Source organism: Ruegeria sp. BI7, from assembly GCF_056537925.1.
The window spans coordinates 15,729-40,258 of record NZ_JBQFSK010000009.1; the positions used below are offsets into that span (position 1 = coordinate 15,729).

Consider the following 24,530-nt stretch of genomic DNA (forward strand, 5'->3'; position numbering starts at 1 on the left):
ACGATCTCAGTTAATATTCAGCATTTAGAGATGAGGAGGAATCTCCGATGCCTGAAGAGAAGCCAAAATCAAGTTACTCCAACGCACTTGTAGATATTTTCAAGCAGATGCAGCCGACTACTACAGCCAATCCGTTTCTGGGCGCTCAGCTTGAGCAATTTTGGGACACGCAGGAGAAGTCACTGAAAGAGGCAGAGGCCTTTGCTCAACATTGGTTTGAGAGGCGTCACGAGGCTGTGCGAACCGCGCTGGAAGCTGCGCGCTCGGCGTCTGCTGCAGACCCGACTGATCCGGCGAAAGCGCTGCAATCCATAGCAGAGTGGCAGAAGCATTCAGCCGAACGCCTTGTGGCTGACGCTCAGGAATGGTTCGAAACAGTTGCCCGATGTGCAGCATATGCAGCGGAAACCGAAGTCAAAGCTGTGGAAAAGACAATGGATGATGTTGCAAGCACAGCTAAGAAGGCGGGTAAATCTCCGAAATCCGATCCGGTATAGAGAGCCGTATCACCGCAGAGGTCGGAACGATCGCAGCTGGAGCAATGGAAGGTAGCTCATATGTATAAAAACATTCTGGTACCAGTCGCACTGGACAAAGATCACGATACACAGGCCTCATTTGAAGCTGCTCGTTTGCTGGCGAATGCCGATGCGGAATTCACAGTGCTTCATGTGCAGGAACCGATCCCTGCATATGTGGCATCTCAGATACCCGAGGAAGTTCTGGCAAATACGCGAAGAGAACTTCAGGAAAGCTTACATCGGAATGCTGCGGAGCTATCGGGTGCGAAACCGCGCCTTGTCTCGGGGAGCGCTGGCCGCGCGATCGTTGACTTCGCAAATGAAAATGACATCGATTGCATAGTGCTGGCCTCACACAAGCCGGGGATCGAGAACATTTTTATTGGGTCAACTGCAAACCGGGTCGTTCACCACGCCAATTGTTCTGTCCACGTGATCCGCTGAAACGGTTTCTGGTGAGTGCCGCACGTCGATTATGCGGCCGGTTACTCGATATTGCAGACCTTGGCGCAAACGCGGCGAATTTACCCTTTGTCCCGCGACTCGTTCCTTGCCTGACGAAATCTTGCTGCGCCCGACACGAATGGCGGCTGTTAACACAGCATTGCCGCGCTAAAGATGATGCCTTCGCGGCAAAATCCGTGCTGCGAGCGCTCGCAGCGAGAAAATCAAATTCACGGGTTGGGCTCCTTTGAGGCATTGGCTGCAATATTGACGAACGACCGTTATGCGTATTGGGTCAGAAATGCTTGACGTTTGGGTCAGAATTGAATGACGTGATTTGCCCATATGTTGAGGTTTTGAAAGTCGAATGAGTCAATAATCAGAGACGTTCCACATTTCCTGTTGGACGTCAGGCGAATAATCCGCTGGCAAATTTCAAAGCGGTCAACGTTCAGAACTATTATATTGGCGATATTTCCGGAACGGACCAAACTGGCAATCAGTTTTGGCTCAGGTATGCGCAACCTTTGAGCTTGGGGAACACAAATTGGGTTCTAAGGGCCTCTTTGCCTTTAAATTCATTCCCGGCACAAAGTGGGAAAACGACGGGCGTTGGTGACCTCAACGTTTTTGCCGCTTACCTTATAGATATTGGAAATCCGGCTGTTAGCTTTGGTGTTGGTCCTCAATTAACCGCGCCAACAGGTTCGACGGATGGGTCTGGATCTAAAAAATGGTCAGCCGGTATCGCGAACGTATTGTTCAATGCGTCGTCACCGATATTCCAATACGGTTACCTTCTGACTTGGCAAGCCAGTTTTGCCGGAGACAGTGATGCAAAGGATGTAAATATCGGAGCTTTTCAACCTTTTCTGTTCTACCAACTCGGTAGAGGGACATACCTAAGGTCAGCGCCAATAATGACCTACGATTTTGAATCGGACGGCTATAATGTGCCAATCGGCTTGGGTATCGGGCAAGTGTTCAAAAAGAAGGACATCACCTACAACGTTTTTGTCGAACCGCAGTACTCAGTTGCGAGCAAAGGGCCAGGGCAGGCAAAATGGCAGATCTTTGCTGGCTTCAATACTCAATTTTGACGCTGAACTTTGATTGCAAACAACCGTGTAGGTGCGTGAAATGCAATCGCATTGAGACTGATGTTTCAAGTGTCGACTGAACGACAAGAAGTATGACAATAGCGGTTTCACTTATTTTAGCTCCAGCCTGTCTCTTGGTTCTTTTGGCAGCACCTTTCACGAAAACGGCGCTTTGGCGGGCCACCGTCACACCATTAACAGTATTAGGAGCGCTATGGCGATTGAGGCGGCTCTCCCAAATTCTCGTGCCTACAACGATGCTGAAACTAGAAAACCGCTCCCCATGATCGACGCCAACTCGGCCAAGTCGAGTGCTTTGCAGCGATGGTGTCAAAAATACAAAGCCTGGCTGAGGCGGTTTGACGAACTTTGCATAGCCCGCTTTCTGCGCAATGCGGCCGTTTTTGAGCGACGCAGGATTCGCCACTAAGGGCTCGGAACGGCCTTGCGGCAGTGCGGCGGCATCGAACGTAATGGCATTCCGAAACCTGCCATTCGACTTCTTGCGTAGAATCAGCCGGTCAACACGATGTCGACGCATGGAGCGGGAGGGACGGATTGAGGAAAGCTCATGTCCAAAATCCAACTCCCCGCCTTCAAACCGAAGCGTACGCCCTGGAACAAGGGACGGCTGGTCGGCCAGAAACGACCCTTGCTTCCAAAACAGGTCTGGGCCATCCGCGCCCGCCTCGAACTCGCAGGCAATCTCCGGGATCTGGCGATCGACAGCAAGTTGCGGGGTTGCGACCTCGTCCGACTGAAGGTCGCCGATCTTGTAAGCGGAGATCGGGTGCGCGACCGGGTGACGACTGTACAAAGCAAGACAAACCGGCCAGTACAGTTCGAGGTGTCTGAAAACACACGCGACTCCATCTGGACCTGGGTATGTAGCTCCGAGATGCGCGGGTGTGCCTGTCTCTTTCCAAGCCGGCTCCACAACAGGCCGCATGTATCAACACGGCAATATGCACGTCTGGTGCGTGAATGGGTTAGCGTTCTCATCCTTGTTTAAACGGCTGCCTGATGAAGCGGGTTCGGATGTTGAATCATAAACTTACGGAATTCGTCTGGTAAGCACAGTAATTAAACTTGCCTTTCAGGTCCCGTGCCGCTGATTCAGGTGATGGAGATAGGCGGCAACAACAGCGAGCTACATAGCCTCCAGCGTATGTGAAAGACCGTTTCGGATGTGATCTACCAACAGCTTCTTAGCGGTGCCCGCGTCTCTGGCCAATGCGGCATCGAACATGCCCTTATGCTCCTTGACGGCCTCTTCGCCGCGATAGGTCAGCACGAGCATCTGATACCGCAGATACTTGTCGTAGATGATCGAGTGCAGAGACAGAAGGTTCTTGGAGTTGCAGGCCGCGATCATCGCTTGGTGAAACTCCCAATCATATCGTTTCCAGGTTTCTTTCTCGGACTCGTCGCCCTTGAGAAGCTGCTGTTCCATCAGGTGCAGTTTGTGGTGCGCGGCAACGAGGTTGCCTTCCCAGTCCGTGTCGCCATTCGCAATGGACATTTCCAACGCGTGGCATTCCAGCAGGACACGCAACTCTGATATCTCGGTCAGGTCTTCGCGGGAGACCGGCGTAACCAAGAAGCCTCTTTGTTCCGGAGCTTCGACAAATCCGTCGCTGGCAAGCCTGTTCAGGGTTTCACGAAGTGTCGAAAGGCTTGCCGAATAGCGTTCCTTCAAGGCGTCCAGCTTCAGTTTGGAGCCGGGCTGCAACTCCCCGAAGATGATATCCCGCTTGATGCGCTGATAGGTGCTTGCACCTATCGTAGACGACTGTTTCGCCATGCGTTTCACCCGATATTATTAGTTTCTTCGTTCATTTAGCATTTTTCGCAGACATCAGCAATCCAAACTGATGTATGGTAAAAATAAAAATACCATACATTATTGTGGAATCGGCAAAACCCCAATACGGTCGTGGCCAAGTTGGGCAATGCAGCCCGGTCGCAATCTTCGGTTTCGGGATTTTTCCGGACCCTCCGGAAGGAAGCAAAGTGTCTAAGAACTTTCGCATTGCCATTGTCGGCATTGGTCTTGTTGGACGCCGCCACGCAGACGCCATCCGAGCGTTACGTCATGTTGATCTTGTTGCGGTAGTCGATCCCAGCGACGAAGGCCGCGCGTACGCTGTTGAGCACGGGGTCGCATGTTACGAGACCCTCGAGGAAATGTTTGCAAATCAGACGCCGGACGGAGCTGTGCTTGCGACTCCCACGACGCTTCATGTCGAACAAGGCCTCACGTGTATTCGACATGGTTGTCCCGTTCTCGTCGAAAAACCGATCGCCGTGGAAGCCGCTGCAGCACTGGAGCTTGTCCTGGAAGCGGAGAGGGCCAATGTGCCACTGATGGTCGGACATCATCGCCGGCACAATCCCCTTATCAAGTCGGCCAAAGAAGCTATTGTAGATGGGAAGATCGGAGATGTTCGCGCTGTCCATGCGAATTGCTGGTTCTATAAGCCCGACGAATATTTTGATGCCGCGCCCTGGCGAAAGAAACCTGGTGCAGGACCCATCTCGGTCAACCTTGTCCATGATGTGGATCTTCTGCGGTATCTGGCTGGGGAGGTCGTGACCGTTCAGGCGCAGTCGGCTGCATCGCAACGCGGTTACGACAACGAAGATGTTGCCGGCGCGCTGTTGACGTTTGAAAGCGGGGCGATTGGGACCATAACTGTGTCCGACAGCATCGTTGCTCCGTGGAGCTGGGAGATGACGTCCCGGGAATATCCAATCTACCCGTCGACCACTGAGAGTAGCTACATGATTGGTGGATCTCATGGGTCATTGTCCGTCCCAGATCTTCGACTTTGGAGCTACCAGAATGAGCAAAGGGATTGGTGGATGCCAATCTCGTCAACTGCGCTAAAGAAGGGTTCCTCTGACCCGCTGGTCAATCAGCTCAGGCATTTTGTCGAGGTTGCTCGGCACGAAGCAGATCCGATTGTGTCCGGATGGGAAGGTTTCAGAACGCTTCAAGTCATTGAAGCTATTCAGAATTCCTGCAGGAATGGCGAGACTGTCAGGATAAGAAACCTTCAGGAAATGCAACAACAGAAATTGCAGGTAATGAAAAATATCTGATATTTTGCAAAAAATCTTGCAAAAAGTCCAAAATAGGTCAAAACTCAGAATCGGAAAAATGCATCATGATGTCTCAGGGAGGAGCAAAGTGATTACCAAACTTACCCGCCGGGCTGCTGTATCAGCCCTGGTCGCAACCGGTGTTCTGTTTAGTGCTACAAGTGGTGCGCTGGCGGAAGACAAAGTGCAACTACGTCTCGCAACGTCAGGGTCGGAGACCGACCAGCGCTCGGTCGCCATGGCCGAGGTTTTCGCGCCCATGGTCGCCGATTTCGCAAGTTATGAGCCAAGCTATAATGGCACCATCTTCGCTCAGGGCACCGAGCTTGATGCCATCAGCCGGGGCAACCTGGAAATGTCGATCACCTCGGCGCAGGAACTGGCACAGTTCTTCCCCGAGTTTTCGATCTTTACCGCTGGCTATGTCCACCAGGACGCGGCGCATCAGGTGGCTGTCTTCAACGATCCCTTGATGGATGCCTTCAAGCAAAAGGCCGAAGAAGAACTGGGCGTCAAACTGCTGTCGGTCATGTATCTGGGCCGTCGTCAGGTGAACCTGCGCCAACCCAAGGATGAACTGACCGTCAGCACTCCGGCTGATCTGGAGGGTGTGAACCTGCGGATGCCGGGCACCGATGCGTGGCAGTTCCTTGGCAAAGCGCTGGGTGCCGCACCGACACCAATGGCCTTCTCCGAGGTTTATACCGCGCTGTCGACCGGTGCCGTTGACGGTCAGGACAACCCATTGCCGACTGTGGTTGATGCCAAGTTCTACGAAGTAACCAATCAGATCGTCCTGACATCGCATCTGGTCGACCTGAACTATATCGCCATCGGCAAAGAGGTTTGGGACGGTTTGACCCCGGAACAACAGGCAAAAGTTCAGGAAGCGGCAGATGCTGCGGCTGAATCGGGACGCCAGAAACAGCTGCAGAAGGAAGAGGACCTCGTCAGCTTCCTCAAGGAGCAGGGCATGGAGGTCTACGAACCCGATCTCGCAGCGTTCCGTGATCAGGTACAGACCATGTATCTGGAAAGCGAATTTGCCGGGTCATGGCCGGATGGCGTTCTCGAGCAGATCAACGCTCTGGGCAACTAAGGCCACTTGGACAAGGGAGGGAGAACCACAATGAAAAAATTCATCAAGGGGTTCTCCCGATTGACCGAAGCGATTGCCGGCGGGATGCTGGCGGCAATCTTCCTGATCTTCCTTCTGCAAATTCTATTGCGCTATTTCTTCACCCCTGCCGGATGGACGCTAGAACTAATCGGCATCCTCTGGGTCTGGGTGATCTTCTTTAGCTGCGCTTTCATCGTGCGCGAGCGGGATCACGTAAAGTTCGACATCATCTACCTTTCGGTACCGATGCGGGTGCGCCAGGTATTTGCGATGCTGGCGGCCGCGGCAATCGTGGTCGGGATGCTCTACAGTTTCCTGCCGACGTGGGATTACATCGATTGGATGAAAATCCGCAAGACCGCGACGGTACGCAATCCCTTTTCGGGTGAGAAGATACCGCTGCGCACCGTGTTTTCGATCTATGCCATGTTCATGCTGGTCGTAGCCGCGCGGTATGCATGGCTGTTTTTTGACATCATGCGCAACGGCCCACCAAAAACCGAACTTGAAATGGTCGTGGGATACAACGTGGTCGACGAACATCCCCGTGTTGATGTGGAAGACGACGAGGACGCAAGCAAATGAGTTTTGAACTTCTTTCCTGCCTGCTCACACTCTTTGTTCTGGCAGGCATCGGGACTCCTATCGGGTATTCCATCCTGCTGGCGTCACTTATGTATCTGGGTGTCGCCGGGCTGGACGTTGCACTGGCGGGTGAAAAAATCCTGCAGGGTTTCTACAAAAGCACGATCCTGCTTGCCGTGCCTTTGTTCATCGTCGCCGCCAATATCATGAACGCGGGATCGATCACCGACCGGTTGCTGAACTTCTGTGTCGCTGCGGTCGGGCGCTTCAAGGGTGGTCTTGGGCACGTCAACGTTGTGGCGTCTCTGATCTTTTCCGGCATGTCCGGCTCAGCCGTCGCGGATGCTGCAGGGATCGGCAAGATAATCATTGAAATGATGACCAAGGATGGCCGCTACAGCCGAGGTTATGCAGCCGCAATCACGGCGGCTTCGGCGACGATCGGCCCGATCATTCCGCCGTCGATCCCGATGGTTCTGTATGCGCTGGTCTCAAAGGCGTCTATTGGGTCGCTGTTCCTTGCTGGCATTCTGCCGGGTCTGATCATGGGCATCGTCCTGATGGCGATGAACTATTATCTGGCCGGAAAGCGGAACTTTGCATTGGAAGAACCTGTTCCGCTGCGCGAGTTGCCGGCTAAAACCGCCAACGCGTTCCCGGCACTGCTCATGCCCGCAATTCTGCTGTACGGCATATATGGCGGCGTCACTACTCCGACAGAGGCCGCCGCAGTGGCTGCATTCTACGCCCTGCTACTGGCAGCGCTGTTCTACCGCGCACTGACCTTCCGTGGCCTTTATCAAGTGTTCGTCGACAGCGCGCGCTCTTCCGCCGCCGTCGGGGTGGTCATTGGTGGCGCGTTCATTCTGAACTTCATCGTCATTCAGGAACAGATTCCACAGTCGATCTCGGCACTGCTGGAGGGTTCAGATGTTAGTCCGATTGTGTTCCTGATCCTCGTCAACCTGCTAATCCTCGCACTAGGGTGCGTATTGGACGCAACGACGATCATTCTTGTGATTGTGCCCCTGTTCATTCCCACCTGCGAAGCGCTTGGGATTGATCTGGTGCATTTCGGAGTGCTGGTCGTCGTGAACTCGATGATCGGTCTGATCACGCCGCCCTATGGCATTCTACTCTTTGTGATCAACGCCGTGACGGATATTCCGCTGCGCGAAATCATCTCGGAAATCTGGGCCTTCCTGGCGGTTCTCATCTTCGCCTTGGTGATCATGATGCTGATGCCTGATCTGGTCCTGTGGTTGCCGCGTATGTTTGGATATCAGGGTTAATGTGCCTTTCGGTTTCGACAACGTCGATCCCCGGTGATCTGGCTGAAAAGCTGAGTGCTATCGCTGACGCGGGATTCGGGGGTGTCGAACTACACGAACCGGATTTGACCGCTTTTGATGGGCCGCCATCGCAAATCCGGAATATTGCATCAGACCTCGGCCTGAAGATTTGCCTGCTACAACCCTTCCATAACCTCGAAGGTCAATCCGGCAGCGGTCGGCAGCGCGCTTTTGATCGGCTAAAGCGCAAACTCGACCTGATGAGCGAGTTGGGAACAGAATTACTGCTAATCGGGTCTGCTTACGAGGTCGATGCTGCTGCAACCGAAGAACAGGTAATCGCGGACCTTGGCGAGGCGGCCAAGATCGCGAAAGAGATGGGGTTGCGTCTGGCCTATATGGGCTTGCCATGGTCGGATCTTGTTCACTCGGATGAGCAGGCGTTAGGCGTCGTTGAAGCCATCGACAGCCCTCATTTGGGGTTGGCCTTGAACTCATTCTTCTCGCTTGCCGACGGGTCCAAACCCGCCCGCCTTCGGGACATTCCCGGAGAGCGGCTGTTCCATGTGCAACTGTCAGATGCACCCCGACTTGAGATGGATATACGTCGGCTCAAACGGCACTTTGGGCTTCTTCCCGGGCTCGGATCACTGAACCTTGCAAGTTTCGTGCGGGTGTTGTCCCGCGCCGGGTACAAGGGGCCTTGGTCCATTGCGCGCGTCAACGAAGCAGCTCCTCAACCCGGTGGCCGAACACTGGCCCGAGACAGCTATAGGTCGCTGGTGAACCTCTTGGACGAGGTGTCGCGGACCGAGCCCGGAACGAACTTTGGTATCCCGAAGTTGCCTGAACGCGTTTACGCCTCAGGCTTCGAATTCGTTGAGTTTACAGCCGACGAAACGAGTGGGACCCAATTGGCAGACATGCTGTCAGCAATGTGTTTTCGAATGGAGCGAAAGCACGTCAGCAAGTCCGTCGAGCTGTGGCGGCAGGGGGCTATTAACATCGTAGTGAATACCGAAAAGGACGGATTTGCCCAGTCGGCGTTCCTGGGCCACGGCCCCTCGGTTTGTGACATGGGGTTGCGTGTCAAAGATGCGGATCAGACGGTCCAGCGTGCGACCGCGTTGGGCGCTCCGAATTTCTCGCAGCCGGTGGGAACAGGAGAGCTGGATATTCCGGCCATCCGTGGTGTCGGCGGCAATGTCGTCCATTTCATTGATGAGAAATCCGATCTGCATCGGGTTTGGGATATCGAATTTGAGCCGGTAGCGAAAACCAAAGCGACCCAGCCCGCCGGTTTGCGCCGTATCGACCATCTGGCACAGACGATGAGCCATGATGAAATGCAAAGCTGGCTACTGTATTACATCTCGACTTTTGAGATGGAGAAGTCGCCTATCGTGAATGTGGCCGACCCGTCCGGCGTCGTGCAAAGCCAGGCCATCGAAAGCCCCGAAGGCGAAGTGCGCCTGAACCTGAACGGGGCAGTTGGTCGCCGAACTCTGGCGGCTTCGTTCCTTGAAGATGGCTTTGGGGCTGGTATTCAGCACATCGCCTTCCAGTCTGACGATATATTTGAAACCTCAGCCCAGTTGCTCAAGTCCGGATTTCCCAGCCTATCCATTCCTGAAAACTATTACGTAGATCTGCAAGCGACATACGGATTGGATGACGATTTGGTTGCCCAACTGCGCCGGGGTAACATTCTCTACGACCGGGCAGCAGGTGCCGAGTATTTTCAGATATACAGCCGCCCCATCTTTAACGGCTTCTTCTTCGAAATTGTTGAACGCCGCATGGGCTATGCCGGTTATGGCGCGCGTAACGCACCCATTCGCCTCGCCGCGCAAAGCAAAATCCAGACCGTGAAAGAGGTGCAAACTCAATGATCGTGCTGGATGAAAACATGACAATGGATGAGCGCGCCGTTCGCCAATGGTGGCGCACATCCATCGTCGACATGAAACCCGGAAAGATCGCTTTTCGTGGCAATGCCATAGAGGACCTGATCGGGAACGTATCTTTCCCGCAAATGATCTGGCTAATGGTACGGGGCGGTTTGCCCAGCGACGCGCAAGCGCGCCTGTTCGAGGCTGCTTTGGTCGCAGGCGTGGATCACGGTCCACAGGCTCCCTCGATCGCGGCTGCGCGTATGGCCGCCACCTGCGGGGTGGGTCTCAATAATGCGATGGCGACTGCGGTGAACATGCTGGGCGACGTGCATGGTGGGGCAGGAGAGCAGTGTGCAGAGCTGTACTATGACATCGCGACCCGCATGGATTGCGGAGCATCGTTGAATGACGCTATGAAGGACGGTCTGGACCGCTGGCGCGAGACCTACGGCAAGATCGTATCGGGCTTTGGTCACAGGTTTCACAAGCCTGTTGACCCACGTGCACCACGATTGATGCAACTTGTTCGTGATGCGGCGGCAGAAGGCACAGTTTCTGGCCGGTTTGCCGATATCGGAGAAGAGGTTCAGGCCGAACTCGGCCGTCAACGCGGCGGTCGGCCTATTGCCATGAATATCGATGGCGCGACAGCTGTGATCTTCTGCGAGCTTGGCTTTCTTGCGCCCTTGTCGCGGGGGCTATTCTGCCTGTCCCGCTCGGTCGGAATACTCGCCCACGCCTGGGAGCAGATGGGGCAGGGCGGTCGAAACAAAGGGCCGATGCCCCCGAATTACTTACCCCTCTACGAAGACAGGAATGATGACACGTGAGACATCGAAATCCTTCCGGGTCGGCCTTATCGGCTGTGGTCGTATCAGCGATATTTATCTAAAAACACTATCCAAATATTCGAGCGTCGAGGTCGTGGCTTGTGCAAGCCTTGATCCTTTGGAAAGCCACGCCAAAGCGGATCAATACGGTGTCGCCAAGGCCTGCACGCCAGATGAAGTGTTTGATGATCCGACGATCGACTGCGTTCTGAATCTGACAATTCCGGCGGCGCATGCGGAAATCAGTTTGCGCGCGTTGGAGGCGGGCAAGCACGTCTATTCCGAAAAGCCGCTGGTTATGAATCGCACGGATGGCAAGGCGATCCTGCACATAGCCTCTGAAAAGGGGTTACTGGTCGGTTGCGCACCCGACACGTTTCTGGGCGGTCGTTGGCAGACCGTTCGGCGCTTGATCGACGAGGGTGCCATTGGCAAACCGACAGGGGTTTTTGCCCATGTCGGGACCCACGGGACGGAGCGCCACCATCCCAATCCGGATTTCTACTATCAGGCCGGTGGTGGGCCCTTGCTGGACCTTGGGCCGTACTACCTGACCGCGATGATCTGCTGTCTTGGACCAATCGACCGTGTCGCCGGAATGGCGCGGCGGACATTTGACCAGCGGATGATCGAAAACGGTCCGCGCAATGGCGAATGGATGGATGTCGAGGTCGACACGCACTCCCTAAGCCTGCTGCAGTTCTCATCCGGAGCTATAGGGTCGATGACCATGAGCTTCGACATTTGGGACAGCGAAACCCCACGGTTCGAAATCTATGGTGAAAACGGAACCATCAGCATCCCTGACCCTGACCCGGTTCATGGTGCCAATGTCTTTCAGGGGGATGTCTGGTTGAAGACGCGAGACACCTCGCGCTGGTCTCATCAGCCCCGTCCAGCCGGTCGCGAAGACTGGCAGGTTGTCGAAAACAAACATGGGTTCAATGAAGACAGCCGCGGGCTCGGCCTTTTGGATCTGGCCCTGGCGGCACAAGAAGGACGCCAACCCCGTGCAAGTGGAGCGCTTGCCTACCATGTTTTTGAGGTCATGAACGCGATTGAACGGGCACCAAAATTCGGCGCCTACCAGACGATAGAAAGCCGTTGCGCGGCACCTGCGCCTCTGCCGGTCGATTTCCTGAACGATGAGAGGAAGGAGTTGGTCCATGCCGATTGAGACACTCGACTTTGCCCAGCCATTCTTTTGCGTCCAGCACATCACCGATGAAGACAGATTTTCTGTCGAGGGCCGCGCCATTGTTCTGAGCCTTGGGGGGAGGGACTTCTCGGTCGAAGATCAGGCCGTTGCGCCGCTTTCGTCTGTGATCGTGCAAGACAGCGCGCTTAACGGCGTGGAACGCGCGGTAATTGTCCACGGTTTCGACGCCCATGCCAATGAGAACGAGTTGTTTGCATGGGTGAAAGATACATGGCCATCTGCTTTTGATGTTCGCCAAGAGGAGCGTCTGCGTGGCGTCGGCCACTACATGTCACCAAAGGTCTTCGTGGGTAACGTTGGACTGACCATGTACCACTCGGGCTCGGTGCCGCTGAATGTTGGATTGCACAAGGATCATCCGTTCTGCCCGGTACCGGGGTTTCGCGAAGTGCATACGCAAATCGTAGGCTTTGGCAAAATGCAGCAATGCCGCGAACGGGACGTTGAAACCCTTTACCTCGAAGAATTCATGGCCCCCGGCACGACGCACAAGCCGATGTATGACGCTGAAGGCAACTATCCCTGGCATCAATACGAGACGATTACCCCCAGCATCTTCATGGCGGTGGAAATGCTGCCAGAAGGCGTACGGGCCCCGGAAATGGAGGTTCAGAATGGCTGAGAGGCTTTTACCCGAAGACCTGAACTTTGACGGCCCTTTCCCCCGCTTTTCTCGCCGTTTGAGGCTTGGCGTCGTCGGCGGTGGACGTATCTCTGTCACGCAGGCAACGGCCGCGCGGATGACCGACCGGTGGGAGGTCGCCGCAGGCGCGCTCAGTTCAGATGCTGCTCACAGCAAGGCGCGCGGGGTCGAGTGGTTCTTGCCGACCGATCGGTGCTACGCTTCGTTCAAGGAGATGGCACAGGCCGAGGCGGCGCGCCCGGATGGCGTAGATGCCGTCATGATCACTACCCCGAACCACGTTCATTTCGAAGCGGCCAAAGCGTTTCTGGAGGCGGGCATTGACGTGCTGTGCGACAAGCCTTTGACCAATGAAGTCGCCGAGGCCGAGGGGCTTGAGAAGATCACCGCGCGAACGGGGCAGGTCTTTGCTGTCGGCTATGCGATGTCGTGTTTTCCAGTGATCCGGCAGGCCAAACAAATCGTGGCCGAAGGCGGCATCGGCAAAATCAATCAAATCCATGTTGAGTTCATGCAAGACTGGATGACGCCCGAAGATGTGGCTGATGCGCCTCATGTAAAGTGGCGGCTGGACCCCAAGATTTCAGGCCCGACCAGTTGTGTCGGCGATATAGGCACGCATGCCGCGCATCTTGCCAGTTTTGTCTCGGGCGTGCCGATGACCGACGTGAGGGCCGAGTTTCATGTCTGCGGTGCGCCAAAGCCTTTGGAAGACACAGTTTTCATGTTCACCCGTTACCAAAATGAAGTCCCCGGAACCTTGATGGCAACACGCCTTGCCCCCGGAAATCGGGGTGGGTTGCGGTTGCGGATATTCGGGAGCGAAGGCGGTCTTGAGTGGGGCTTGGAGAATTCGGAACAGCTGAAGTTCAATCGGTTCGGTGAGCCGGATCGTATCATCAGCCGAGGTCACGGGCACGGCATTGGCCCCGGCGCGGAACGTCTGGTCCGTACCGCGCGCGGCTTCCCTGAAGGGATTATCGAAGCTTGGGCCAACCTCTATACGGAATTTGCCATGGCCGTAGCTGCGCGTCGGGATGGCGTTACAGTTCCGGCCGATTGGCTTGCTTATCCCAGTGTCGAACAAGGCGCAGACGGTGTCCGATTCATTGATGCCTCTGTACGCTCTCACCAGTCCGGAGGCGACTGGGTCACTATCTAAAGCTTTGCCAAAACGAAGGTTAAACACGCCCGGGCCATTGCCCGGGCGTTTTCGTTTCCTGCTTAGTATTAAAAGTTGATATTTTAAAAAATATCTGATATTTTTTATTACGTGTGATGAAAATGAGATTCGCAGACGCTTGGAGCTGTCGTTCATGGTAAAACCCGAAGAGGCTGGCGCAAGCCCCTCTCTCTATTCCTTGGCGCATCTGACGCTGATCGGCTGCACGCCGCCCGAGTTGGTCTATATCGCCGCGCGGGCCGGTTACGATGCTGTCAGTCCTCGGTTCATTCCGATGCATGTGCCCGGTGAATTCACTCAATCTCCAATCGACAAGGCGCAGGTGCAGGCCACCAAAACTGCTCTCTCTACCACCGGCTTGAAGGTCCTTGATGTCGAGCTTGCGCGCATCACGGAAGATGTCGACCCGCGCGGTTTTGAGCCTTCGTTGGAGATCGGTGGGGAACTTGGCGCCAAGCGCATGATCATGAGCGCGTGGACCAATACCCGTGATGATCGTGATTTTCTAATCGACGTCTATTCAGAGACCTGCGCACTGGCCGCGCCCTATGGGCTGACGGTGGATCTGGAGTTCCCAAGTTTCTCTCGCTTACGCACTCTGGATGAGACTCTGGATATCGTCCGTGCCGCAGATCAGCCGAATGGTGGTATTCTGGTCGATACACTCTATCTGCACCTCAGCCGCGTGGATTTGGGGGAGCTCTTGCACGTCCCCTCGGACCTGTTTCACTTCCTGCATATCTCAGATTGCCTGCCAGGCATCGCTGATACGCGTGAGGGCATGATCCAACTGGCCCGTGACGCAAGGTTGTACCCCGGCGAAGGCTGGATCGATTTCACCGGCATCATCGAACGGATGCCACCCGTCGACTATTCCATCGAACTGCCCAACCAAAGCCGCGTCGCCGAGTTGGGATATGAAGAACACGCGCGTCGCTGTCTCAGCCACGCCAAGCGGACATTCGGCGCGGCGCGATCTCAGCGTCGTATGACCGATGCAGCAATTCCAAAACACCAAGAGGATCATCATGGGCAAAGAGCTCACTGAGAACGACCGCAACATGGCGGCCGATATGCTGGCGCGCGCCCGCGCTGCCATGGCCGAAATCGAGGATTGGGATCAGGACAGGCTGAACCGCCTGTCTCAGGCCATCGCGTGGTATGCGGGGAACGAGAAAACTTTCACGCGTCTGGCCCAGCAAGGGGTGGACGAAAGCGGTATCGGAGATCGCGAAGGGCGTCCTGCGAAGCGATTCAAGATTCACATGGTACTACGTGATGTCTTGCGTACGCCTTCGACGGGGATCGTCGAAGTCGACGAAGAAAAGGGGCTGGTGAAATATGCCAAACCTGCCGGTGTGATCGCGTCACTGATCCCCATGACTAACCCAGCGATGACACCACCGGTGACCGGCGTTTCCGCCGCCAACGCCCGGAATGCGGTCATCTTCAGCCCACATCCGCGAACCGCTCATACCACCTTTGAAATGGTCGAGGTCATGCGCGCAGCTTGTCGTGCTGCCGGTGCCCCCGAGGACTTGTTTCAATCCATTCGCAAACCGTTGATCCCATTAACGCAACATCTGATGGAGATTTGTGACCTGACGCTGGCGACGGGTGGCAAGCCCATGGTCAAAGCAGCCTACAGCTCGGGACGTCCGGCTTATGGCGTCGGCGCGGGCAATTCTTCCATCGTCATCGATGAGACAGCCGATCTGGATGTTGCCGCTCAAAACACACGTATTTCCAAGACCTCCGACTTTGGGTCAGGCTGTTCGGCGGACGGCAACATCATCATCCAGCGCTCGGTTTACGACGATATGGTCAAGGCACTTCAAGACGAAGGCGGTTACCTGTGTTCGGACGAAGAGAAGGCCATGCTCGAAGCGGCCATGTGGGATGAGAAGGGCAACCGTACCTTCCCGACTATCGCCTGTCCGCCTCAGCAAACGGCCAAGGTCGCCGGTTTCTCGATCCCCGAAGATCGCAAATTCCTGATGGTCGAAAATCAGGGGCAAATCGGGCCGCAGCACAAGTTCTCCAGGGAAAAACTGACCACGCTGATGGCGCTATATCACTTCGACACATTTGATGACGCGCTGGAAACGGTCAGCCAGATCTACAACACCGGAGGTAAGGGCCATTCCTGCGGGATTTATAGCCACAACGACGATCACATCGATCGACTCGCGCGTCTGGCTCCTGTCAGCCGCATGATGGTGCGACAGCCACAATCCAAGGCCAATGCGGGTGCATGGACCAATGGCATGCCCATGACCAGCAGTCTGGGTTGCGGCATCTGGGGCGGCAACATCACCAATGAAAACGTCACCATGAAACACATGATGAACTACACCTGGGTCAGCCGTCCGATCCCCGAGGATCGCCCCTCGGAGCCGGACCTGTTTGGTGAGTTCTTCGGGCAGGAGGTCGCGTGATGGACGGAGCGAAACTGGACGGAAAAACCGTAGCTGAACACATTGTCGACTTCCTTGAACGCCGTGAGGTAAAGCATGTGTTCGGCCTATGCGGCCATACTAATATCGCGGTTTTAGCTGCATTGGCGGAAAGCCCAATTGATTTTGTAACGGTGCGTCATGAACAAATTGCCAGCCACGCGGCGGACGCATATGCCCGCGTGACGGGCAAGGCCTCGGTGGTGTTGTCCCATCTCTCCCCGGGGCTGACCAATTGCGCCACCGGGGTCGCCAACGCCGCACTGGACTGTATCCCGATGGTTGTGATCGCAGGCGACATTCCCACGCATTACTACGGCAAGCATCCGCATCAGGAAGTGAACCTGCACGCGGATGCGGCCCAGTGGGAGATCTACCGCCCCTTTGTTAAACGTGCATGGCGAGTAGATCGGGCAGACCTGATGGCCGAGATATTGGAAAAGGCATTCCATCTGGCAGAAAGCGGCCAACCCGGACCGGTTCTGATCAATGTGCCCATGGACATTTTTTCAGAGGTGATCCCATCGGACAGCTTTGATCGTATCCGCGAAAACACCCGCGCGCTCAAGAAACCGTCTATAGACGATGAAACCGCGCGTGAAATCATTGAGGCTCTGGCACAGGCCGAAAACCCAGTCGCCTATGTCGGCGGGGGTATCCTTCTGGCACAGGCCAGCGAAGAGTTGCGCAGGTTCGTGGAACATATGGGGTTGCCCGTCGCACATTCCCTGATGGGTAAAGGCGCGCTTCGGGACGACCATCCGCTGGTACTGGGAATGACTGGGTTTTGGGGTACTGAATTGGTCAATCAGTCCTGCCTCAAGGCGGACTACATCTTTGCTGTGGGCACTCGGTTCAAAGAGGCCGATTGCTCCAGTTGGTATCCTGGTTATACGTTCAACATTCCCGGTTCCAAGGTCATTCACATCGACATTGAACCGCAAGAGATCGGCCGCAACTATCCCACCGAGATCGGCGTCGTTGCCGACGCCAAGGCCGTTTTGCGCGTCCTCAACCGGGTTGCCCGCGAGATGTATCCGGACGGTTTCAACCGCCCCGCGCTGGAACAGAAGATCGCTGAATTCCGGACGGATTTCGAAGCGCGCAACGTGGAAATGGCGACCTCATCGGCCTTTCCGATGATGCCCGAACGTATTCTGGCAGATACCCGCAAGGCACTGCCCGAGGATGCCATCATCACCACGGACGTTGGATGGAACAAGAACGGTGTCGGACAACAGTTCGATATCCTGACCCCTGGCTCAATCCTGACCCCGGGTGGTTTTGCCACGATGGGTTTTGGTCCTCCGGGCGCGATCGGCGCGAAACTGGCAGCACCTGATCGAGTTGTACTCAGTTTGGTTGGCGATGGTGGATTCGGTCAAAATCCGTCGATGCTGGCAACAGCAGTCGAACTTGATCTGGGCATCATCTGGCTGGTTATGAACAACAACGCTTTCGGAACTATCGCCGGCCTTCAAAAAGCGCATTACGGTCTGACCTATGGAACCACATTCCCCGGATCAGCCGCCGCACCCGCAAACGGACCGGGCTATGCCGACATTGCGCGAGCCTACGGCGCGGAAGGGCACAGACTCAGCGCTGCCGACGAACTGTTACCCGCACTGGAAGCGGCAATCGCCAGTGGCAAGCCAACCGTGCTCGATGTGCCAATGATCAACAACCCGACACCAACGACCGGACATTGGAACATCCTCGACATCTATTCGCCAGACAGGGATGTTTCGCACGTTGCAACCTAAAGCAATTTAGAGTGTGCGATCCGCCTATGCATACGGCTTTTGCCTGTATCGGTTAAACAGAAGGGCAATTGCCGCTGTGCGATGGTTCCAGCTTGATGGAAAACCTTTGAGTCGCAAATGGCAAGACTCGTGCGTCGTGCTTGTTAAGGGGAATTAAAAATTAAAGACTTAGATGTCGCCGAATGGCAAAACTTTGTGTCGCCTGACTTCCTGTTGAACGTCACACGAACCTGACCCAACCGTCATAATTGGACCAAAAACTAGGTGAACGTTCGACATTGGAAGGCACCTCCGATGTTGGACATCAGTTGAATTTGACCATTGCGTCATAAACTGACCCAAATACCCCATCTCAGACTCCCGCAGACAGTTTCGTTTGTTCTGACTTCCTCTTTGAAAAATCAGGGCTGATTTGCGGGTCAGACAGCGAAGCTACCTGTTTCTGCCGATCTGCCACGTGGCGAACGCGGGAGGGGGGCGAGGCAATGCTATTCGATTGGGGTGGTGCGTTCCGCAGGCACAGCCGAGGACACGGTCCTGTCTAACAGCGTTGCCCGAGGGGGAGGGCCGCGCCCTCACCCTGACGGCCAGAGGCGTTTGGCTTGTCCAAATCCCGCTGGTCCACGAAAGGAAAGCGGCGGGAAGGATGATAGCCACTATTGGCGATCATTAAATTACCTAATAACGAAAGCGACATTCGGCCCTAACCTGCCGTTCGGCTTCGGTCGCCTTAGCCGCTGTGCGGCGCGTCAGAGGAGATATTCGCCGCAAACGCGAAACTGGGACGCGAGTGTTGGTCTGGAGCACAGGGCGAAGCCATCGTCTGACCAACTTGTTCGAACCGGTTAGGAAGGCCTAATTTGATCTATTCTATAGATTGAATGGAACCTGCGCTGGCTTTGAAAACCAATCATAGCGGACCGCACTACCGTTCAAAAGTACCTTGAATCTACGCGGATTGTTCTTGCCGGCAGTTCTTCTGTTTGTTGCGGATTGATTTCGAATGCTCGGTGAGCAAGTCAGCCAACTCTGGCCGGCAAGACCCGCAATTCGTCCCAGCCTGAAGGGCATCTCCGATATCGTCCACACTGATCATATGCTGGTCATGAATGGCACGGATGATGGTTTTTAGCCCGACTTCGAAACAGGAACAGACAATTGGTCCGCAATCTTCTGAAGACGCAGAGGAACGGCCAGACAAAATCTGCTGAGGCGTCACCTTGGGAAAGCTTGCCAAATAATCTCGCATCAGTGTGATAGGTTGGCGCGAGACAAAGAGCGCTGCCAATACGCGCTGCTCGTCTGTCAGCGCTATTCTGTAAGAGCCCCTCTTTGGATCTTCTACTACGGTGGCCTCTGCATCCGGTAGCCCAAACCAATCGCGGGCAGTGCTTTCCCAATCGTCTATGATCTGCTTGCCTGCCAACTCCATCCTGTAGCCGTTGGGTGTTTTGGCTGTTGCCCAGTACTCTGAGCCAGGGGCCGCCGCGTCAACTGAAACGGCAAAGCCGTACCACGCGGCATGCATAGGTTTTACAGATACCGGTGTTGACTTACTTTCCGGCTGTCCTGAAATCGGATCAGTCACACTTGGCACAAGCGCATCCACACAGGCTGATGGGGCCGTTTCAGCCGTCCAGTGAATTGGCGCAAACACTTGACCTGGTGCCACAGACTCCGTGGTCCGAAGCCGAAATATACCGCTTCCAACTGAGCTGTTGAGTTCAACCAAATCTGCGGCACTAAGGCCCAATCGATCAACGTCGTTGGGGTTAACGTCAACATAAGGCTCGGCAAGATGGGCTGACAGGCGCGGCGACAACCCGGACCTTGTCATGGTGTGCCACTGGTCCCTGTTTCGCCCCGTGTTTAAAAGAAACGGAAATTGTTCTGAAGTCGTCGCCTTAGGTGGACGATGGGTAACAGGCACAAAACGTGCTTTACCATCAGGATGAAAAAACTGCCCATCGCCGAAAAAACGGCCATCTGATTTACGAGATGTCGTCGGCCACCGTGTTGCGCTCAGCGCTTCATAGCCTTCGTCATCAAGGTCCGAAAAATTTGTAATATCCAGATCCTTGCCAAATGATACGGCGAGCGAAGTCATCTTAGCGTATTCTCGAAAAACCTGTGCTGGGGTTTTATAGCTGAATGCTTCTGTCCAGCCCATGCGACGGCCCACTTCGGCCAAAATATCCCAATCCGCTCGCGCTTGTCCCGGAGGCGCCAAAACGGCGCGTTGTCTGCTGATCGTGCGGTCTGAATTGGTCACTGTACCGCTTTTTTCGCCCCAACCCGCTGCTGGCAGCAATATGTCTGCGACACGCGCGGTATCTGTTCTGGCGGTCAGGTCGCTGACAACTGTGAATGGACAGTTTTCGATGGCCGCCTTCACGCGGTCTGCATCTGGCATAGTGGCCGCCGGATTAGTGTGGATGACCCACAGTGCTTTGATCTGGCCGCTTTCGACAGTGCGAAACAAGTCGACCGCTTTGAGCCCCTGCTTCTGTGGCATATTGGGCGCCTTCCAGAATTTCCGGACGGCTGCATTGTGGGCTTTATTCTCGATATCCAAATGGCACGCGAGCATATTGGCCAAGCCGCCCACCTCTCGACCACCCATGGCGTTTGGCTGACCGGTGACTGAAAACGGACCCATTCCCGCACGACCGATCCGTCCGGTGGCTAAATGGCAGTTCAGGATCGCGTTTACTTTGTCGGTTCCGCTGGAAGACTGGTTCACACCCTGACTAAAGATCGTCACAACGCGCTCAGTCCCGATCCACGTATCGCAGAAAGCTTCAATCTCATCAGGGCTCAGCCCCGTCTCATCAGGATCGTCAAGCTGTGCCAGCTCAACCGCCTCATTGAACCCAACACTGCGATCCAGAAAATCCGCTGACACATGCCCCGTTTGGTGAATTCTAGCCAACAAGCGGTTGAACAATGCGACGTCGCTGCCCGGTTGAAGCGCCAGATGGAGGTCTGCTTGATCGCAGCTCGCTGTTCGACGCGGGTCAACAACCACAATCTTCGCGCCGCGCGCCTTACGCGCAGCTATGACCCGTTGATAGAGAACGGGATGGCACCAAGCGAGGTTCGAGCCGACCAGCACAACCAGGTCAGCCTGATCCAGATCCTCATAGGTTCCAGGCACCGTATCAGTACCAAAAGCGCGTTTGTGTCCGGCCACGGTCGAGGCCATACAAAGCCGAGAGTTGGTGTCGATATTCGCCGAGCCCATAAAGCCCTTCATTAGCTTGTTGGCGACATAGTAATCCTCGGTCAGCAACTGCCCCGAGACGTAAAACGCGACGCTGTCCGGCCCGTGTTCAGCTATCGCGGCAGAGAACCGGTCTGCGACCAGTTGCAACGCGTTATCCCAGCTGGTGTCCTGACCAAAGGCGCGAGGAGCCAGCAACCGGTGTTCCAACCCCACGGTTTCACCCAACGCCAACCCTTTCGAGCACAAACGACCATGGTTCGCTGGATGATCCGGGTCGCCCCGGACGGTCAGCCCTCCAACTCCATCAGGTCGTAGAAGCACACCGCAGCCAACGCCGCAATACGCGCAGGTCGAGCGAACTTCGGGCAGACCACTTCCGTCCATCAGGCCGCGCTCCGCCGGGAAACCGCGCTGTCGTCCAGTAGGATACGACCGCCTTCAAGACGCACCGGATAGGTGGTGATGCGGCCATCATCCGCCCCTTTAGCTTCTCCCGTGTTCAGGTCAAAGACCCAGTTGTGCAGCGGACAGGTGACCGACTGGCCGTGGACGATGCCCTCGGACAATGGGCCGCCTTTATGCGGACAGCTGTTGGTCGCTGCGAATACTTCCGCCTCGGCGGTGCGGAAGACGGCGATACAGCCGATATGGGTTTTCACCAGACGCGCTCCGCGCACCGGCACCTCATTAATATGTCCGATGTCGATCCAGCTCATTCCGCGGCCTCCAATGTAAAATCTGCAATCGGCGCGTAGGTCTGCGCTTTTTCTTTGACGTGTTCGGCCCATGGGTCTTTGCGGTAGATGCTTTGCGACAGTTCGAACCGGGCGACCAAAGCAGCACGGTTTTCAAGATCGTCCACGACCTGAGCTTTGACCCAGTCCATGCCAACCTTGCCCAACCATTTATACAGGCGATCCAGATACTTGCCGCCCTCGCGGTAGGCTTGGGTCACGGCCATCACGACCTCGATCGCGTCGCCTTCGGTGGGAACCTGGCACAACAGTTGGGTCTCTTTTACGTCCATGCCTGCGGCACCGCCGATGCTGATCTGAAAGCCCGAATCCACGCAGACGACGCCAATATCCTTGCACGTCGCCTCGGCGCAGTTGCGCGGGCACCCGGATACGGCCAGCTTAAGCTTATGGGGCGTCCACGACCCCCACAGGATTTTCTCCAGCTTGATACCCAGGCCTGTACTGTCCTGTGTGCCAAACCGGCAATGATCCGTGCCGACGCAGGTTTTGACCGTGCGCAGACCCTTGGAATAGGCATGGCCCGAGACCAGACCGGCCTTGTTCAGATCCGACCAGATCGCAGGCAGGTCCTCACCCTTTACGCCCAGCAGGTCGATGCGCTGACCGCCCGTGACTTTGACGGTTGGCACGTCGTACTTATCGGCAGCATTGGCAATCGCGCGCAACTCTTCCGGTGTCGTGATCCCTCCCCACATGCGGGGCACGACACTGAATGTGCCGTCTTTCTGAATGTTGGCGTGTTTACGTTCGTTGACGAAGCGGCTTTGCGGGTCATCTTGGTATTCCAGCGGCCAATCCGCCAGTAGATAATAGTTAATCGGCGGGCGGCACACATGGCAGCCGTTGGGCGTGGTCCAGCTGAGTTCCTGCCAGACAGCGGCCTGGCTTTTCAGTTCCTGCCCCTTGATCAGGCGACGTACATCCTCATGCGTCAGATCGGTGCAACCGCAGATCGGTTGCGCGGCAGGCATTTGGAAGTCGTCGCCCAAAGTGACCTGCAATACCTGTTCCACAAGCCCGGTGCATGTCCCGCAGGAAGCACTGGCCTTGGTGCTTACACGCACCGCGCCCAAATCATTGGCCCCTGCGTTGATCGCCTCAATGATATCTCCCTTGCATACGCCGTTGCAGCCGCAAATCTCCGCCTTAGGCGGCAATGCTGCAACGGCTGAGAGAGGGTCCGCGGTGTCGTCCCCCTGATAGGCCGGGCCGAAGATCAGCGTCTCTCGCATCTCGTCGATGCTGGTGCCGTCCTTGATCAACCCGAAGAACCAGCTGCCATCGGCGGTATCGCCATACATGACAGCACCAACCAGCCGATCCTCTTCGATAACGAGGCGCTTGTAGACGCCGCGTGAAGGGTCGCGAAACACGATGTCTTCACGCCCCGGCCCGTCAGCGAAATCGCCGGCACTGAACAGATCGCAGCCCGTGACTTTCAGCTTGGTCGAGAGGGTTTTCTGCGCGAATGCGGCGTCTTCTTCCAACAGAGCACGCGCCGCCACTTTCGCTTGATCGTAGAGCGGGGCGACAAGACCAAAGATCTCTCCGCCATGTTCGACGCATTCACCCACGGCATAGACATCCGGGTCCGAGGTCAGCATTTGATCATCCACATGGATGCCGCGACCGGTGGCCAGCCCGGCCTCTTGCGCCAGCGCCGTGTTGGGACGGATACCCACCGCCATAACCAGCAGGTCACAGGGCAGTTCGGTCCCGTCATCCAGCAGCAGTGCGCGAACCTTGCCATCTTGCCCCAGAACTTCCTTGGAATTCGCCTGCAGGCAGATCTTGATGCCTTTGTCTTCCAGCGATTTCTTCAGCAGGTAGCCTGCGGCCTCGTCCAACTGACGCTCCATCAGGTGGCCCATGATATGCACGACGGTGACGTCAACACCATGCGCGGCCATCCCCGCAGCGGCCTCGAGCCCCAGCAAACCGCCGCCAATTACGACGACCCGGTTTCCCGAACCCATGCCCATCATCTGCTGTGTGTCTTCCAGGTCGCGATAGGCGATCACGCCCTCTAGATCATGCCCTGGTAGAGGGATCATGAACGGGTTCGACCCGGTTGCGATTACCAGCTTGTCGTAGGGTACATGCCCATTTGCGCCTTCGACTACCTTCATCTCGCGGTCAATCTTCTCGACCTTTTCGCCAAAGCGGCAGGCGATGCCACGTTCGGCATACCAGGCGTCGTCATGGGTGACGATCTCGTCATAGGTCTTCTCACCCGACAAAACCGGGCTGAGCATGATGCGATTGTAGTTTCCGCGCGGTTCGGCGTTGAACAGAGTGATGTCGAACGCATCGAGCGCGGCATCCGTCAAGTGCTCCAACACCCGGCCCGAAGCCATCCCTGCGCCTATAAAAACTAGTCTTTGCTTCAT

20 protein-coding genes are annotated in these 24,530 nt (G+C 55.8%); 15 read left to right on the forward strand and 5 right to left on the reverse strand.

Annotated features, from left to right (window positions below):
* The first annotated feature begins 47 nt into the window (after nucleotides 1-47).
* The 3 genes from ACR0JB_RS17235 to ACR0JB_RS17245 all read left to right on the forward strand — a co-directional run bounded on the left by ACR0JB_RS17235 (nucleotide 48) and on the right by ACR0JB_RS17245 (nucleotide 2,065).
* Nucleotides 48-497: a phasin family protein gene (locus ACR0JB_RS17235; protein ID WP_170507068.1), complete on the forward strand. Its 450-nt coding sequence runs from the start codon at nucleotides 48-50 to the stop codon at nucleotides 495-497.
* Nucleotides 498-557: 60 nt separating this feature from the next.
* Nucleotides 558-965: a universal stress protein gene (locus tag ACR0JB_RS17240; RefSeq protein WP_170507071.1), complete on the forward strand. Its 408-nt coding sequence runs from the start codon at nucleotides 558-560 to the stop codon at nucleotides 963-965.
* Between the two features lie 566 nt (nucleotides 966-1,531).
* Nucleotides 1,532-2,065, forward strand: coding sequence for a hypothetical protein (locus ACR0JB_RS17245; RefSeq protein ID WP_217355406.1), 534 nt, complete (start codon nucleotides 1,532-1,534; stop codon nucleotides 2,063-2,065).
* Here ACR0JB_RS17245 and ACR0JB_RS17250 read toward each other — a convergent pair.
* Both ACR0JB_RS17250 and ACR0JB_RS17255 read right to left on the reverse strand, forming a co-directional pair.
* Nucleotides 2,049-2,882 (reverse strand): hypothetical protein, encoded by an 834-nt coding sequence (locus tag ACR0JB_RS17250; protein WP_170397576.1) that lies wholly within the window; start codon nucleotides 2,880-2,882, stop codon nucleotides 2,049-2,051. The genes ACR0JB_RS17245 and ACR0JB_RS17250 overlap by 17 nt on opposite strands.
* 333 nt (nucleotides 2,883-3,215) lie before the next feature.
* Nucleotides 3,216-3,869, reverse strand: a complete 654-nt coding sequence (locus tag ACR0JB_RS17255) for a GntR family transcriptional regulator (protein WP_480790112.1) — start codon at nucleotides 3,867-3,869, stop codon at nucleotides 3,216-3,218.
* A 209-nt stretch (nucleotides 3,870-4,078) separates the two neighbouring features.
* Between ACR0JB_RS17255 and ACR0JB_RS17260 the strand changes: the two genes are divergently transcribed.
* The 12 genes from ACR0JB_RS17260 to ACR0JB_RS17315 all read left to right on the forward strand — a co-directional run bounded on the left by ACR0JB_RS17260 (nucleotide 4,079) and on the right by ACR0JB_RS17315 (nucleotide 18,156).
* Nucleotides 4,079-5,170 carry a Gfo/Idh/MocA family protein gene (locus ACR0JB_RS17260; RefSeq protein ID WP_480790113.1) on the forward strand — a complete coding sequence of 364 codons (1,092 nt, stop codon included), beginning with the start codon at nucleotides 4,079-4,081 and terminating at the stop codon, nucleotides 5,168-5,170.
* Nucleotides 5,171-5,258: 88 nt separating this feature from the next.
* Nucleotides 5,259-6,269, forward strand: coding sequence for a sialic acid TRAP transporter substrate-binding protein SiaP (locus ACR0JB_RS17265; protein ID WP_170397570.1), 1,011 nt, complete (start codon nucleotides 5,259-5,261; stop codon nucleotides 6,267-6,269).
* A gap of 30 nt (nucleotides 6,270-6,299) precedes the next feature.
* Nucleotides 6,300-6,875: a TRAP transporter small permease gene (locus tag ACR0JB_RS17270; protein WP_170397567.1), complete on the forward strand. Its 576-nt coding sequence runs from the start codon at nucleotides 6,300-6,302 to the stop codon at nucleotides 6,873-6,875.
* Entirely contained in the window at nucleotides 6,872-8,167 is a 1,296-nt protein-coding gene (locus ACR0JB_RS17275) for a TRAP transporter large permease (RefSeq protein ID WP_058282995.1), read from the forward strand. Before ACR0JB_RS17270 ends, ACR0JB_RS17275 begins: the two co-directional genes overlap by 4 nt.
* Nucleotides 8,167-10,059, forward strand: coding sequence for a bifunctional sugar phosphate isomerase/epimerase/4-hydroxyphenylpyruvate dioxygenase family protein (locus ACR0JB_RS17280; RefSeq protein ID WP_170397565.1), 1,893 nt, complete (start codon nucleotides 8,167-8,169; stop codon nucleotides 10,057-10,059). The genes ACR0JB_RS17275 and ACR0JB_RS17280 overlap by 1 nt, the downstream gene beginning before the upstream one ends.
* A 17-nt stretch (nucleotides 10,060-10,076) precedes the next feature.
* The gene (locus tag ACR0JB_RS17285) at nucleotides 10,077-10,892 is read left to right on the forward strand and encodes a citryl-CoA lyase (protein WP_170397745.1); all 816 of its coding nucleotides are present in this window, start codon (nucleotides 10,077-10,079) and stop codon (nucleotides 10,890-10,892) included.
* The gene (locus ACR0JB_RS17290) at nucleotides 10,879-12,069 is read left to right on the forward strand and encodes a Gfo/Idh/MocA family protein (RefSeq protein WP_480790114.1); all 1,191 of its coding nucleotides are present in this window, start codon (nucleotides 10,879-10,881) and stop codon (nucleotides 12,067-12,069) included. The genes ACR0JB_RS17285 and ACR0JB_RS17290 overlap by 14 nt, the downstream gene beginning before the upstream one ends.
* Nucleotides 12,059-12,733: a hypothetical protein gene (locus tag ACR0JB_RS17295; RefSeq protein WP_480790115.1), complete on the forward strand. Its 675-nt coding sequence runs from the start codon at nucleotides 12,059-12,061 to the stop codon at nucleotides 12,731-12,733. Before ACR0JB_RS17290 ends, ACR0JB_RS17295 begins: the two co-directional genes overlap by 11 nt.
* Complete coding sequence (locus ACR0JB_RS17300) at nucleotides 12,726-13,916, forward strand: Gfo/Idh/MocA family protein (RefSeq protein WP_170397554.1); 1,191 nt, start codon at nucleotides 12,726-12,728, stop codon at nucleotides 13,914-13,916. The genes ACR0JB_RS17295 and ACR0JB_RS17300 overlap by 8 nt, the downstream gene beginning before the upstream one ends.
* Before the next feature lie 154 nt (nucleotides 13,917-14,070).
* The gene (locus ACR0JB_RS17305) at nucleotides 14,071-14,985 is read left to right on the forward strand and encodes a sugar phosphate isomerase/epimerase family protein (RefSeq protein WP_170397552.1); all 915 of its coding nucleotides are present in this window, start codon (nucleotides 14,071-14,073) and stop codon (nucleotides 14,983-14,985) included.
* Nucleotides 14,966-16,375: an aldehyde dehydrogenase family protein gene (locus tag ACR0JB_RS17310; RefSeq protein WP_170397550.1), complete on the forward strand. Its 1,410-nt coding sequence runs from the start codon at nucleotides 14,966-14,968 to the stop codon at nucleotides 16,373-16,375. The genes ACR0JB_RS17305 and ACR0JB_RS17310 overlap by 20 nt, the downstream gene beginning before the upstream one ends.
* Nucleotides 16,375-18,156 (forward strand): thiamine pyrophosphate-binding protein, encoded by a 1,782-nt coding sequence (locus ACR0JB_RS17315; RefSeq protein ID WP_170397548.1) that lies wholly within the window; start codon nucleotides 16,375-16,377, stop codon nucleotides 18,154-18,156. Before ACR0JB_RS17310 ends, ACR0JB_RS17315 begins: the two co-directional genes overlap by 1 nt.
* A 949-nt stretch (nucleotides 18,157-19,105) precedes the next feature.
* Here ACR0JB_RS17315 and ACR0JB_RS17320 read toward each other — a convergent pair.
* Genes ACR0JB_RS17320 through nirB form a run of 3 tightly spaced genes read right to left on the reverse strand, consistent with a single transcriptional unit; the run spans nucleotide 19,106 to nucleotide 24,530 of the window.
* Nucleotides 19,106-21,766: a nitrate reductase gene (locus tag ACR0JB_RS17320; protein ID WP_170397546.1), complete on the reverse strand. Its 2,661-nt coding sequence runs from the start codon at nucleotides 21,764-21,766 to the stop codon at nucleotides 19,106-19,108.
* Nucleotides 21,766-22,098, reverse strand: a complete 333-nt coding sequence (nirD, locus tag ACR0JB_RS17325; RefSeq protein ID WP_170397544.1) for a nitrite reductase small subunit NirD — start codon at nucleotides 22,096-22,098, stop codon at nucleotides 21,766-21,768. The genes ACR0JB_RS17320 and nirD overlap by 1 nt, the downstream gene beginning before the upstream one ends.
* On the reverse strand, nucleotides 22,095-24,530 hold the full coding sequence (gene nirB / locus ACR0JB_RS17330) for a nitrite reductase large subunit NirB (RefSeq protein ID WP_170397542.1): 2,436 nt from the start codon (nucleotides 24,528-24,530) through the stop codon (nucleotides 22,095-22,097). The genes nirD and nirB overlap by 4 nt, the downstream gene beginning before the upstream one ends.

Excerpts from the sequence above, each read along its gene's own strand:
- ACR0JB_RS17235 (WP_170507068.1), top strand. The coding sequence starts at position 48 with ATGCCTGAAGAGAAGCCAAAATCAAGTTACTCCAACGCACTTGTAGAT.
- ACR0JB_RS17240 (WP_170507071.1), top strand. The coding sequence starts at position 558 with ATGTATAAAAACATTCTGGTACCAGTCGCACTGGACAAAGATCACGAT.
- ACR0JB_RS17255 (WP_480790112.1), bottom strand. The coding sequence starts at position 3,869 with ATGGCGAAACAGTCGTCTACGATAGGTGCAAGCACCTATCAGCGCATC.
- ACR0JB_RS17270 (WP_170397567.1), top strand. The coding sequence starts at position 6,300 with ATGAAAAAATTCATCAAGGGGTTCTCCCGATTGACCGAAGCGATTGCC.
- ACR0JB_RS17275 (WP_058282995.1), top strand. The coding sequence starts at position 6,872 with ATGAGTTTTGAACTTCTTTCCTGCCTGCTCACACTCTTTGTTCTGGCA.
- ACR0JB_RS17280 (WP_170397565.1), top strand. The coding sequence starts at position 8,167 with ATGTGCCTTTCGGTTTCGACAACGTCGATCCCCGGTGATCTGGCTGAA.
- ACR0JB_RS17285 (WP_170397745.1), top strand. The coding sequence starts at position 10,077 with ATGACAATGGATGAGCGCGCCGTTCGCCAATGGTGGCGCACATCCATC.
- ACR0JB_RS17290 (WP_480790114.1), top strand. The coding sequence starts at position 10,879 with ATGATGACACGTGAGACATCGAAATCCTTCCGGGTCGGCCTTATCGGC.
- ACR0JB_RS17295 (WP_480790115.1), top strand. The coding sequence starts at position 12,059 with ATGCCGATTGAGACACTCGACTTTGCCCAGCCATTCTTTTGCGTCCAG.
- ACR0JB_RS17300 (WP_170397554.1), top strand. The coding sequence starts at position 12,726 with ATGGCTGAGAGGCTTTTACCCGAAGACCTGAACTTTGACGGCCCTTTC.
- ACR0JB_RS17305 (WP_170397552.1), top strand. The coding sequence starts at position 14,071 with ATGGTAAAACCCGAAGAGGCTGGCGCAAGCCCCTCTCTCTATTCCTTG.
- ACR0JB_RS17310 (WP_170397550.1), top strand. The coding sequence starts at position 14,966 with ATGGGCAAAGAGCTCACTGAGAACGACCGCAACATGGCGGCCGATATG.
- ACR0JB_RS17315 (WP_170397548.1), top strand. The coding sequence starts at position 16,375 with ATGGACGGAGCGAAACTGGACGGAAAAACCGTAGCTGAACACATTGTC.
- ACR0JB_RS17320 (WP_170397546.1), bottom strand. The coding sequence starts at position 21,766 with ATGGACGGAAGTGGTCTGCCCGAAGTTCGCTCGACCTGCGCGTATTGC.
- nirD (WP_170397544.1), bottom strand. The coding sequence starts at position 22,098 with ATGAGCTGGATCGACATCGGACATATTAATGAGGTGCCGGTGCGCGGA.
- nirB (WP_170397542.1), bottom strand. The coding sequence starts at position 24,530 with ATGAAGCAAAGACTAGTTTTTATAGGCGCAGGGATGGCTTCGGGCCGG.